A 12706-nucleotide genomic window follows, 5' to 3' on the forward strand; every position below is an offset into this window, starting at 1 on the left:
AGATAAAGAAATGGTTCTGCCAGGCGATAACGTCTCGATGGTGGTCAAGTTGATCAACCCAATCGCCATGGAAGAAGGTCTGCGTTTCGCTATCCGCGAAGGTGGCCGTACCGTGGGTGCAGGCGTCGTTGCTAAAATTCTGAAGTAAACGAGTAAAAGGCACGAATCCGTGAGGGTTCGTGCCTTGTTTTAGTAGTACTGGTACAGGGGCGTAGCTCAATTGGCAGAGTGTCGGTCTCCAAAACCGAAGGTTGGGGGTTCGAGGCCCTCCGCCCCTGCCACAGCCAATAAACAGTGTTAAACATCCTTGAGGTGTTGGCACGGAAGAAAATGTCGAATACATCTGTCGAATCAGTTACCAGCAGCACCGACCGAATCAAACTGGCACTTTCAGTGGTGGTCGTCATTGCCGGCATCGTTGCTTACTCGCTATTTGAGGGCAAATGGCCAGCAGTTGCACGCGTGGGTGTGTTCATTGTTAGTTTAATAATTGCCGCGCTAATCGCGTGGTCGAGCGAACCTGGCCGGCGCACCATTGCATTCGGTCAGGATTCTTACAACGAAGTTAGACGTGTTTCTTGGCCCACTCGTAAAGAAACCATGCAGATGACAGGCATTGTTTTTGCCTTTGTCGCCATTATGGGGTTGTTTATGTGGATTTTGGATCGAAGCGTTGAATGGCTGTTGTTTAGTGTATTGCTTGGCTGGAAATAATAAAGGCGATCGATGAGCAAACGTTGGTATGTTGTTCATGTCTATTCCGGCATGGAAAAAAGTGTTCACAAAGCAATGGTTGAGCGTATTGAGCGCGCAGGCTTGCAAGATGCGTTTGGCCAGATTCTGGTTCCCTCCGAAGAGGTGGTTGAATCGAAGAACGGTCAAAAATCAATCAGTGAACGTCGGATTTTTCCTGGTTACGTCCTTGTTGAAATGGATTTAACCGACGAAAGCTGGCATGTGATTAAGAATACGCCACGAGTCACGGGTTTTCTGGGTGGTTCGGGTAATCGGCCTTCACCAATTTCTGAAAAAGAAGTGGCGAAAATTCTGTCTCAGATGGAAGAAGGTATCGAGAAGCCCCGCCCAAAGATCTTGTTCGAAGTTGGCGAAATGGTTCGAGTCAAAGAAGGCCCCTTTGCGGACTTCAATGGCAATGTAGAAGAAGTGAACTACGAGAAAAGCAAAGTACGCGTTTCTGTAGCAATTTTTGGTCGCTCAACTCCAGTTGAGCTTGATTTCAGTCAGGTCGAAAAAACCTGATTAACCCGGGGAGCCTAGCTTTGCTTAGGCGTTTGTACCCACAAGGAGTAAAGTATGGCAAAAAAGATCATAGGCTTCATCAAGCTGCAAGTACCAGCTGGTAAAGCCAATCCTTCGCCACCGATTGGCCCAGCACTGGGTCAACGTGGTTTGAACATCATGGAATTCTGCAAGGCCTTCAATGCTAAGACCCAAGGTCTTGAGCCTGGTTTGCCAATCCCCGTGGTGATAACGGCCTTTGCAGACAAGAGCTTTACCTTCATCATGAAGACGCCACCGGCGACTATTCTGATCAAGAAGGCTGCTGGCATTCAGAAGGGTTCGCCCACACCCCATACCGACAAAGTCGGCAAGTTGACACGCGCCCAGGCTGAAGAGATCGCTCGCGCCAAGGCGCCTGATCTGACAGCGGCGGATCTAGACGCAGCGGTCCGTACGATCGCTGGTAGCGCTCGCAGCATGGGCATCACGGTAGAGGGAGTCTAATCATGGCAAAGCTTTCAAAACGTATGGCAGCTGTCGCCAGCAAAATCGATCGTGAAAAGTTCTACCCAGTAGCTGAGGCAATTGCTTTAGTTAAAGAGTGTGCAACTGCAAAATTTAACGAATCCATCGACATTGCTGTCCAACTGGGTATCGACCCCAAGAAGTCAGATCAACTGGTTCGTGGTTCAGTCGTGCTACCCGCAGGCACAGGTAAATCGGTTCGCGTAGCTGTCTTTGCACAAGGCGACAAGGCTGAGCAGGCGAAAGCTGCTGGTGCTGACATTGTTGGCATGGAAGACCTGGCTGAGCAAATTAAAGGTGGCACGTTCAACTTCGACGTGGTTATTGCTTCACCCGATACGATGCGTATTGTGGGTACCTTGGGTCAAATCCTAGGTCCACGCGGCCTGATGCCTAATCCAAAAGTTGGTACGGTGACGCCTGACGTCGCGCAAGCGGTGAAAAACGCCAAGGCTGGTCAGGTTCAATACCGTACGGACAAGGCCGGCATTGTGCACGCAACGATTGGCCGCGCCTCATTCGACGTTGAACAACTGAGAACCAACTTGGCAGCGCTGGTTGACGCCTTGAACAAGGCGCGTCCGTCGGCCGCAAAGGGTATTTATCTTCGTAAGTTGGCAGTGTCGTCCACCATGGGCGGCGGTGCTCGCGTCGAAGTGGCTTCATTGACGGCTACCCAACAGTAATCGTTAATCTGTAAAGGCTTTGGGCTGCATCCGGATTTATCTGGATGTTGCTGTCAAAGACGGCTGGAGTCGATGTCGCGGCGATAGAATTCTCTGTCCTCGTTACTGACGCTTAATCCCAGGTTGTTTCTGGATCCAGACTAGACGGCGTCCACGGAAGATTTCTATTAGATTTCGACCAGGTTCGCCGCATTCGGTTGATGCAAGGGAATTATCCCGAGCATCTTATGATGGAGTGTTCAAACCGTGAGTCTCAATCGTCAAGAGAAGGCAATTGTCATCGAAGAAGTCACGACGCAAGTCGCGGCCGCTCAGTCGATCGTCGTTGCAGAGTACCGTGGTCTGGACGTCGCCTCTGTCACCGTACTGCGTAAAACTGCGCGTGAATCGGGTGTGTATCTTCGAGTCCTTAAAAACTCGTTGGCACGCCGGGCTATTAAAGACACACCTTTCGAGGTATTGTCAGAAAAGCTTACCGGTCCGCTGATCTATGGTATCAGCTCAGATCCGGTCGCCGCTGCAAAAGTGTTATCTGCATTTTCGAAAACCAACGATAAGCTCGTCATCAAAGCTGGGGCATTGCCAAACAGCATATTTGATGCCGAAGGTGTTAAGGCCTTGGCCACCATGCCTTCCCGCGAAGAGTTGTTGTCGAAATTGCTTGGCACGATGCAAGCACCGATCGCAACGTTCGTCCGTACCCTCAACGAAATACCAACCAAGTTTGTGCGTGGCTTAGCCGCTGTGCGCGACCAGAAAGAGGCTGCATAAGTCTGTTGGTCTTCATTGAAGACAAAAGCGATACCAACCCCTGGCAAATTATTTAATCTGGAGTATTAACAATGGCTACTAAAGCTGAAATCCTTGATGCCATCTCGGCAATGACCGTTCTGGAACTCTCAGAACTCATCAAAGAAATGGAAGAGAAGTTTGGCGTGTCGGCTGCTGCTGCTGCTGTTGCTGTCGCAGCCCCTGCTGCTGGTGGCGCTGCTGCTGCTGCTGAAGAGCAGACAGAGTTTACTGTTCACCTCACCGAATTTGGCGCGAACAAAGTTAGCGTCATTAAGGCTGTTCGTGAAATCACCGGTCTTGGCTTGAAAGAAGCTAAAGATCTGGTCGATGCTGCACCTAAGCCAGTTAAAGAAGGCATGTCTAAAGCTGACGCTGAAGCTGCCAAGAAGAAGCTTGAAGAAGCTGGTGCCAAGGCTGAATTGAAGTAAGTCTTGTCAGTGTCGCCCGGGATGGCCCGTAGGCTCTCCCGGGCGTTTGCGCTTTCAGAAAACCCCTCAGCAGGGTAACCTCAACAAGGCAGAAGGGTTTTCTGAAGTCGTAAATGTAGTTGTAGTAAAAGAAATTTCTAAGCCCGTGGCCGTGGTTTGACGGCCTTTGTAACCTCGAGTCGGAGTGCCAATGCCTTACTCGTTTACCGAAAAAAAGCGCATCCGCAAAAGCTTCGCCAAGCGTGAGGACGTTCTGAACGTTCCCTTTCTCCTGGCGACTCAACTGCAATCCTATTTAACCTTTTTGCAAGCTGAATTAAGCGCAAACTCTCGTAAAGAGCAAGGTTTGCAAGCGGCTTTCAATTCGATCTTCCCGATCGTCAGTCATAATAATATGGCGCGGCTCGAGTTCGTCAGCTATTCGCTGGGCGAACCCGTGTTCGATGTCAAAGAGTGCCAGTTACGTGGCCTTAATTACGCTTCCCCGCTGCGTGCCAAGGTTCGCCTTGTCTTGCTCGATCGTGAAGTGAGCAAGCCCACGGTCAAAGAGATCAAAGAGCAAGAAGTCTATATGGGCGAAATTCCGCTCATGACAAGCACAGGCTCCTTTGTCATCAATGGCACTGAACGAGTCATCGTCTCTCAGTTGCACCGCTCGCCCGGTGTCTTCTTTGAACACGACCGTGGTAAGACACACAGCTCAGGCAAACTTTTATTCTCTGCTCGTGTCATTCCCTACCGTGGTTCATGGTTGGATTTTGAGTTTGATCCCAAGGACTTGCTGTTCTTCCGTGTGGATCGTCGCCGCAAAATGCCAGTGACCATTCTGCTCAAAGCTATTGGCATGACGCCTGAAACCATCTTGTCTCAGTTCTTTGAGTTTGATGAGTTCGAGCTTCAGTCCGAAGGCGCGATGATGCAATTCATCGGCGAGCGCTGGAAAGGTGAAGTCGCTCGGTTTGACATTTCTGACAAGTCCGGCAAGGTACTGATAGAAAAAGACAAGCGTGTAAATGCGAAGCATTTGCGCGACGTCGCCGCTGCCAAAATAGAACGAATCTCCGTACCCGAGGATTTTCTGATTGGTCGCGTGCTTGCAACCAATATCGTTGACGCTGACACGGGTGAAGTGGTCGCAACTGCCAACGAAGAGATTTCAGAATCGACGCTGAACACGCTGCGTATCGCAGGGGTCAAAACAATCAAGACCCTGTATACGAATGACCTAGATCGCGGACCGTTCATTTCACAAACGCTTCGCACTGACGAAACGGCTGACCAGTTAGCCGCCCGTGTCGCTATCTACCGCATGATGCGGCCTGGCGAACCACCAACAGAAGATGCTGTCGAGGCGCTCTTCCAGCGGTTGTTCTACAGTGAAGACACGTATGATTTGTCGCGCGTAGGCAGAATGAAAGTCAACAGCCGTCTAGGCCGTGGTGACGACATCACTGGTGCGATGACGCTGACGAACGACGACATTCTTGAAACGATCAAGATACTTGTCGAACTGCGCAACGGTCGTGGCCAGATCGACGATATTGATCACCTTGGCAATCGCCGTGTTCGCTGTGTCGGTGAGCTGGCAGAAAATCAATTCCGAGCTGGGTTAGTACGTGTTGAGCGCGCGGTTAAAGAGCGCTTGGGTCAAGCAGAAACCGAAAACTTGATGCCGCATGACTTAATTAACTCAAAGCCAATCTCGGCAGCGATTAAAGAGTTCTTCGGCTCGAGCCAACTCTCACAGTTTATGGATCAAACCAACCCGCTGTCCGAGATTACGCACAAGCGTCGCGTTTCGGCACTGGGCCCTGGCGGTTTGACACGTGAGCGCGCGGGCTTCGAAGTTCGTGACGTGCACCCGACCCATTACGGCCGCGTCTGTCCCATTGAGACACCTGAAGGTCCAAACATTGGCCTGATCAACTCAATGGCGCTGTTTGCTCGGTTGAACGAATATGGTTTCCTTGAGACGCCCTATCGTAAAGTCGTCGACGGCTCCGTGACGGATCAGATCGATTATCTGTCTGCAATCGCAGAAGGTAATTACGTGATTGCACAGGCGAACGCCGAGTTGAGCGAAAGCGGTAAATTCACCGATGAACTGGTGGCTTGTCGCCAAGCCGGTGAAACGCTGTTGACTTCGCCAGCTAACGTTAACTACATGGACGTAGCCCCGTCGCAAATCGTCTCGGTTGCTGCCTCATTAATCCCATTCCTTGAGCACGATGACGCAAACCGAGCATTGATGGGCGCCAACATGCAACGTCAGGCTGTTCCTTGTCTGCGGCCTGAAAAGCCCGTGGTAGGCACAGGCGTCGAGCGCACCGTTGCCGTTGACTCGGGCACGACCGTTCAAGCATTACGCGGTGGGTTAGTTGACCACGTTGATGCCGATCGTATCGTGATTCGCGTTAACGACAGCGAGAACGTTGCTGGTGAGGTCGGTGTTGATATCTATAACTTGATCAAATACACCCGATCTAATCAGAATACCAATATCAACCAGCGTCCTATCGTACGCCGGGGCGATGTAGTAGCGGCCGGTGACGTGTTGGCTGACGGCGCTTCAACTGACCTGGGTGAATTGGCCCTTGGTCAAAATATGTTGATCGCGTTTATGCCATGGAATGGCTACAACTTCGAAGATTCAATTCTGATTTCAGAAAAAGTTGTCGCCGACGATCGGTACACTTCAATTCACATTGAAGAATTGACCGTTGTCGCTCGCGATACCAAATTAGGCCCTGAAGAAATCACTCGCGATATCAGCAATTTAGCCGAAACTCAATTGAATCGCCTTGATGAGTCAGGCATCGTTCACATTGGCGCAGAAGTTCGCGCAGACGACGTCCTTGTCGGTAAAGTGACACCAAAAGGTGAAACTCAACTGACCCCGGAAGAAAAATTGCTGCGCGCAATTTTCGGTGAAAAAGCGTCCGATGTAAAAGACACTTCGTTGCGTGTGCCTTCTGGAATGGTCGGTACTGTGATTGACGTTCAAGTCTTCACACGTGAGGGCATTGTGCGAGACAAACGCGCCCAGTCCATCATTGATGATGAACTGCGTCGTTATCGTCAAGACTTGAACGATCAGTTACGGATTGTCGAAAACGACACATTCGATCGTATCGAAAAGATGCTGATTGATAAAGTCGTCAATGGCGGACCGAAAAAGTTGGTGAAAGGCGCGACCATCACTCAAGCCTATCTTGCAGATATGGATCGTTGGCAATGGTTTGACATTCGACTTGCCGATGAAGCTAATGCTGTTGTGCTTGAGCAGGCAAAAGAATCGCTTGAGCAAAAGCGTCATCAGTTTGATCTTGCTTTTGAAGAAAAGCGCAAAAAACTCACTCAGGGCGACGAGTTGCCACCAGGTGTGTTGAAGATGATCAAAGTCTATTTGGCCGTCAAGCGTCGCTTGCAGCCAGGTGACAAGATGGCTGGTCGTCACGGTAACAAAGGTGTTGTCTCGCGCATTACCCCGGTCGAGGATATGCCTCACATGGCAGACGGTACTCCAGCGGATATCGTATTGAATCCTTTGGGTGTTCCATCCCGGATGAACGTGGGTCAAGTGCTTGAGGTTCACCTTGGTTGGGCTGCGAAGGGTCTTGGTCATCGCATCGGTGAAATGTTGCGCGATCAACAAAAAATTGAAGTTAAGAAGATTCGCGGCTTCCTTGAAAAAATCTATAACAGCACTGGCACTGGCGCTCGTCTCGACGAGCTATCAGATGATGAAGTGATCGAGTTGGCACAGAATCTGCGCAATGGTGTTCCTTTCGCTACCCCGGTATTTGACGGTGCAACCGAAGAGGAAATCACTGGCATGCTGGAAGTGGCCTACCCGCAAGAGGTTGCTGACCGCATGGGTCTGACAGAGAGTCGCACGCAAGCGTGGCTCTATGATGGGCGCACAGGAGAGCAATTCGAGCGACCAGTCACGGTTGGGTACATGCACTATCTCAAGCTGCACCATCTTGTCGATGACAAGATGCACGCCCGCTCAACGGGACCCTACTCTCTTGTTACCCAGCAACCGCTGGGTGGTAAGGCTCAGTTCGGTGGCCAGCGTTTTGGTGAGATGGAGGTGTGGGCACTTGAAGCCTATGGTGCGTCTTACACCTTGCAAGAGATGCTCACAGTGAAGTCGGACGACATCACTGGCCGCACGAAAGTTTATGAAAACATCGTCAAAGGCGACCACACTATCGACGCAGGCATGCCTGAATCGTTCAACGTGCTGGTTAAGGAAATCCGTTCCTTGGCCCTCGACATGGATCTGGAGCGTAAATAATGAAAGCGCTACTCGACTTATTTAAGCAAGTCTCCCAAGACGAACAGTTTGATGCCATCAAAATTGGCATCGCGTCTCCGGAGAAGATCCGTTCTTGGTCTTACGGCGAAGTCCGTAAACCCGAGACGATTAACTACCGCACGTTCAAACCTGAGCGTGATGGTTTGTTTTGTTCGAAGATCTTTGGTCCTATCAAGGACTACGAATGTTTATGCGGCAAATACAAGCGCCTCAAGCATCGTGGTGTGATTTGTGAGAAGTGCGGTGTCGAAGTCACTGTGGCTAAAGTGCGTCGTGAACGCATGGGTCACATTGAGTTGGCGAGCCCCGTGGCACACATCTGGTTCTTGAAGAGCCTGCCATCCCGTTTGGGTATGGTGCTCGACATGACCCTGCGTGATATCGAGCGTGTGCTTTACTTTGAAGCATGGTGCGTGATTGAGCCTGGCATGACACCACTCAAGCGTGGTCAGATCATGTCTGATGACGACTTTATCGCGAAGACGGAAGAGTATGGAGACGATTTCCGCGCCCTGATGGGGGCAGAAGCTGTGCGAGAGTTGCTTCGTACGATCGATATAGATCGTGAGGTTGAAACACTGCGCGTCGAGTTACGAGCGACCTCTTCTGAAGCCAAGATTAAGAAAATATCCAAGCGCCTGAAAGTGCTTGAGGGTTTTCAGAAATCTGGCATCAAAGCCGAGTGGATGGTCATGGAAGTCTTGCCAGTGCTGCCACCGGATTTGCGTCCACTGGTACCTCTGGATGGTGGTCGATTCGCGACGTCTGATTTGAACGATCTGTATCGGCGGGTAATCAACCGCAATAATCGTTTGAAGCGACTGCTGGAACTAAAAGCGCCAGAAATCATCCTGCGTAACGAAAAGCGGATGTTGCAAGAGTCTGTTGATTCATTGCTAGATAATGGTCGTCGTGGCAAAGCCATGACCGGGGCCAACAAGCGGCAGTTGAAATCGCTTGCAGACATGATCAAAGGTAAGAGCGGCCGTTTCCGTCAAAACTTGCTGGGTAAGCGGGTTGACTATTCAGGTCGTTCAGTGATCGTGGTCGGCCCACAGTTGAAGTTGCATCAGTGCGGTTTGCCCAAGTTGATGGCGCTTGAGTTGTTCAAGCCTTTCATTTTCAACCGTTTAGAGTTGATGGGTCTTGCCACAACGATTAAGGCCGCTAAAAAGCTCGTTGAGAGTCAAGAGCCTGTCGTGTGGGATATTCTCGAAGACGTGATTCGTGAACATCCGGTCATGCTTAACCGCGCACCAACGTTGCACCGTCTTGGCATTCAGGCGTTCGAGCCAGTGTTGATTGAAGGCAAGGCAATCCAGCTGCACCCACTCGTTTGCGCGGCATTCAACGCCGACTTCGACGGTGACCAGATGGCGGTACACGTCCCTCTGTCGCTTGAAGCACAGATGGAAGCCCGCACCTTAATGCTCGCATCGAACAACGTCTTGTTCCCAGCCAATGGCGAGCCTTCGATTGTTCCGTCACAGGATATCGTGTTGGGTCTGTATTACGCGACTCGCGAGCGCATCAATGGCAAAGGCGAAGGCATGTTCTTTGCCGATGTCGCAGAAGTTCAGCGTGCCTATGACAATCGCGAAGTGACTTTGCAAACGCGCATCACTGTTCGTTTGCCGGAGTACACACGCGTCGGCAAAAATGAATTTGAGCAAGGCATCCAACGCGTCGAGACAACCGTCGGTCGCGCGTTGCTATCTGAAATTCTGCCGAAAGGCCTTCCTTTCTCGGTGCTCAATCGTGCCTTGAAGAAGAAAGAAATTTCACGATTGATCAACCAATCGTTCCGCCGTTGTGGCCTACGTGATACGGTAATCTTCGCTGACAAGCTAATGCAGTCGGGCTTCCGTCTTGCAACGCGCGGTGGTATCTCTATCGCCATGGGCGATATGCTCATCCCCCCGGTTAAGGTCGACATTTTGGCCGAAGCTAGCCGCGAAGTGAAAGAGATTGACAAGCAGTATTCGTCTGGGCTTGTCACGTCACAAGAGCGCTACAACAACGTGGTGGACATTTGGGGCAAAGCTGGCGATAAAGTCGGTAAGGCCATGATGGAGCAACTTGCTACCGAGCCAGTGGTTGATCGGCATGGTGACAACGTTCGCCAGGAGTCTTTCAATTCCATCTACATGATGGCCGACTCAGGCGCGCGTGGTTCAGCTGCCCAGATTCGTCAGCTGGCTGGTATGCGTGGATTGATGGCTAAGCCGGACGGCTCAATCATCGAGACGCCCATTACAGCTAACTTCCGTGAAGGTCTTAACGTGTTGCAGTACTTCATCTCAACACACGGTGCACGTAAAGGTCTTGCCGATACCGCACTGAAGACAGCAAACTCGGGTTACCTGACACGCCGTTTGGTTGATGTGACGCAAGATCTGGTGATCACTGAAAACGACTGCGGTACGTCTCACGGTTATTCGATGAAAGCTCTCGTGGAGGGTGGCGAAGTGATCGAACCGTTGCGCGAGCGTATCCTTGGTCGTGTCGCTGCGGTTGACATTGTTAACCCAGACACCCAAGAAACAGCGATCTTTGCAGGCACGTTGCTTGATGAAGATCTCGTGGATAGCATCGACAAGCTCGGCGTGGATGAAGTTCGTGTTCGTACGCCGCTGACCTGCGAAACACGCCATGGTTTGTGTGCACATTGCTACGGTCGTGACCTAGGCCGTGGTTATCTCGTCAACGTGGGTGAAGCAGTGGGCGTCATTGCCGCTCAATCAATTGGTGAGCCTGGCACGCAGCTGACGATGCGTACTTTCCACATCGGTGGCGCCGCTTCACGCGCTGCCATGGCCAGTGGTGTTGAAACCAAGTCCAACGGCGTGGTCCGCTTCGCCAGCACGATGCGTTATGTGACCAACCCCAAGGGCGAGCGTGTTGCAATCTCGCGTTCTGGCGAGATCGTTATCTTTGGTGATAACGATCGTGAGCGCGAGCGTCATAAAGTGCCTTACGGCGCAACGTTGCAAGTCAACGACGGCGATGTGCTGAAGGCTGGTGCGCGCTTGGCGACTTGGGATCCATTGACTCGTCCGATTGTGTCTGAATATGCGGGTGCCGTTCGCTTCGAGAATATCGAAGAGGGTGCAACTGTCGCTAGACAGGTTGATGAGGTCACAGGTCTATCGACGTTAGTGGTTATTACACCAAAGACGCGTGGCGGAAAAATCGCGCTGCGTCCACAGATCAAACTGATCAGCGAAACAGGCGAAGAAGTCAAAATTGCCGGTACCGATCATTCAGTGAATATCTCGTTCCCGGTTGGTGCATTGATCACGGTTCGTGACGGTCAACAAGCGCAAGTCGGTGAAGTCCTAGCGCGTATTCCACAAGAATCGCAAAAGACTCGCGATATTACCGGTGGTCTGCCACGGGTTGCTGAATTGTTCGAAGCACGGTCACCGAAAGACGCGGGTATGCTTGCCGAGGTCACCGGAACAGTTTCTTTTGGTAAGGATACGAAGGGTAAACAGCGCTTGGTCATTACAGACCTCGAAGGGCTGATCCATGAGTTCTTGATTCCGAAAGAGAAGCAAGTGTTGGTGCACGATGGTCAAGTGGTTAACAAAGGCGAGATGATTGTCGACGGCCCTGCTGATCCACATGACATTCTGCGCTTGCAAGGGATTGAGCGTCTTGCCACGTATGTGGTCGATGAGGTTCAAGACGTTTATCGCTTGCAAGGTGTGAAGATCAACGACAAGCATATCGAAGTGATTGTTCGTCAAATGTTGCGCCGTATCAACATCGTTGATAACGGGGATACATCGTTCATCCAAGGTGAACAGGTCGAACGTGCGGAGTTGCTCAACGAGAATGACCGTGCGATCGCAGAGGGCAAGATTCCTGCCACCTACGACAACATTCTGTTGGGTATCACCAAAGCATCGCTCTCGACTGATTCGTTCATCTCTGCGGCGTCGTTCCAAGAAACAACGCGAGTCCTCACCGAAGCTGCCATCATGGGCAAACGTGATGATTTGCGCGGTCTCAAAGAAAACGTCATCGTGGGTCGTCTGATCCCAGCGGGCACCGGCATGGCATACCATGTGGCTCGTAAAGAGAAAGAGGTCCTTGAGGCAGCAGAGCGCGAAGCGGCTCGTCAATTGCTCAATCCGTTTGAAGATGCGCCAGCCATTATCGGTGCTTCTGACGACATCCAGAGCGAAGACGAGTAATCGGTTGTGTCGTCACGTCACCAGGGGGAGCACCCCCTGGTTGACATTTCGACCGCTTATGCGATATGCTAGTGGGCTTAGTCGATTTTGCATGGCTAAGCACGGTAGTATTAAGTAAAACTATGCAGTTCCAATTTCAGTACAGATCACGGTAGCTCTGGGCTTGCCGAATGGTCTGGTTTTTCAGGCAATACCCGCTCTTTTACGGTTTTTTCCGTGTCTTAGTGGGTTTGTGCGAGCAGCCCAGGAACGGGAATTCTGGTCAAGCGCCGTAGACAGCGCAACACCAGCGATAAAAGGGAAAGAAGGTCATGCCAACCATTAGCCAACTCGTGCGTAAACCGCGCGAAGTCAGCGTCACCAAGAGCAAGAGCCCAGCGCTCGAAAATTGCCCTCAGCGACGCGGTGTTTGTACACGTGTGTACACCACCACTCCAAAGAAGCCAAACTCAGCATTGCGTAAGGTTGCCAAAGTGCGCCTGACCAATGGTTTTGAAATCATTTCGT

At 51.3% G+C, this 12706-nt stretch carries 9 protein-coding genes, 1 tRNA gene and 1 pseudogene; all 11 read left to right on the forward strand.

What is annotated here, in order from left to right:
• Window positions 1-148 (forward strand): EF-Tu C-terminal domain-related protein (locus AC1W8Y_RS14475; RefSeq protein ID WP_482013833.1); only part of this gene is annotated, 148 nt, incomplete at its 5' end.
• 57 nt (window positions 149-205) lie between these two features.
• A tRNA-Trp gene (locus AC1W8Y_RS14480) sits at window positions 206-281 on the forward strand.
• A 49-nt stretch (window positions 282-330) separates the two neighbouring features.
• Window positions 331-714 carry a preprotein translocase subunit SecE gene (gene secE, locus AC1W8Y_RS14485; RefSeq protein WP_482015204.1) on the forward strand — a complete coding sequence of 128 codons (384 nt, stop codon included), beginning with the start codon at window positions 331-333 and terminating at the stop codon, window positions 712-714.
• Between the two features lie 12 nt (window positions 715-726).
• Window positions 727-1260 (forward strand): transcription termination/antitermination protein NusG, encoded by a 534-nt coding sequence (nusG, locus tag AC1W8Y_RS14490; protein WP_482015205.1) that lies wholly within the window; start codon window positions 727-729, stop codon window positions 1258-1260.
• Between the two features lie 54 nt (window positions 1261-1314).
• The gene (gene rplK, locus AC1W8Y_RS14495; RefSeq protein ID WP_482015206.1) at window positions 1315-1746 is read left to right on the forward strand and encodes a 50S ribosomal protein L11; all 432 of its coding nucleotides are present in this window, start codon (window positions 1315-1317) and stop codon (window positions 1744-1746) included.
• Between the two features lie 2 nt (window positions 1747-1748).
• On the forward strand, window positions 1749-2453 hold the full coding sequence (gene rplA / locus AC1W8Y_RS14500) for a 50S ribosomal protein L1 (protein WP_482015207.1): 705 nt from the start codon (window positions 1749-1751) through the stop codon (window positions 2451-2453).
• 246 nt (window positions 2454-2699) lie between these two features.
• The gene (gene rplJ / locus AC1W8Y_RS14505; RefSeq protein WP_482015208.1) at window positions 2700-3224 is read left to right on the forward strand and encodes a 50S ribosomal protein L10; all 525 of its coding nucleotides are present in this window, start codon (window positions 2700-2702) and stop codon (window positions 3222-3224) included.
• 71 nt (window positions 3225-3295) lie between these two features.
• Window positions 3296-3673, forward strand: coding sequence for a 50S ribosomal protein L7/L12 (gene rplL, locus AC1W8Y_RS14510; protein WP_482015209.1), 378 nt, complete (start codon window positions 3296-3298; stop codon window positions 3671-3673).
• 190 nt (window positions 3674-3863) lie between these two features.
• Entirely contained in the window at window positions 3864-7976 is a 4113-nt protein-coding gene (rpoB, locus tag AC1W8Y_RS14515; RefSeq protein WP_482015210.1) for a DNA-directed RNA polymerase subunit beta, read from the forward strand.
• Window positions 7976-12199: a DNA-directed RNA polymerase subunit beta' gene (rpoC, locus tag AC1W8Y_RS14520; protein WP_482015211.1), complete on the forward strand. Its 4224-nt coding sequence runs from the start codon at window positions 7976-7978 to the stop codon at window positions 12197-12199. Before rpoB ends, rpoC begins: the two co-directional genes overlap by 1 nt.
• 311 nt (window positions 12200-12510) lie before the next feature.
• Window positions 12511-12706: pseudogene (gene rpsL / locus AC1W8Y_RS14525) on the forward strand (30S ribosomal protein S12); the annotation flags it as partial.

The organism is Jezberella sp. (genome assembly GCF_964834465.1).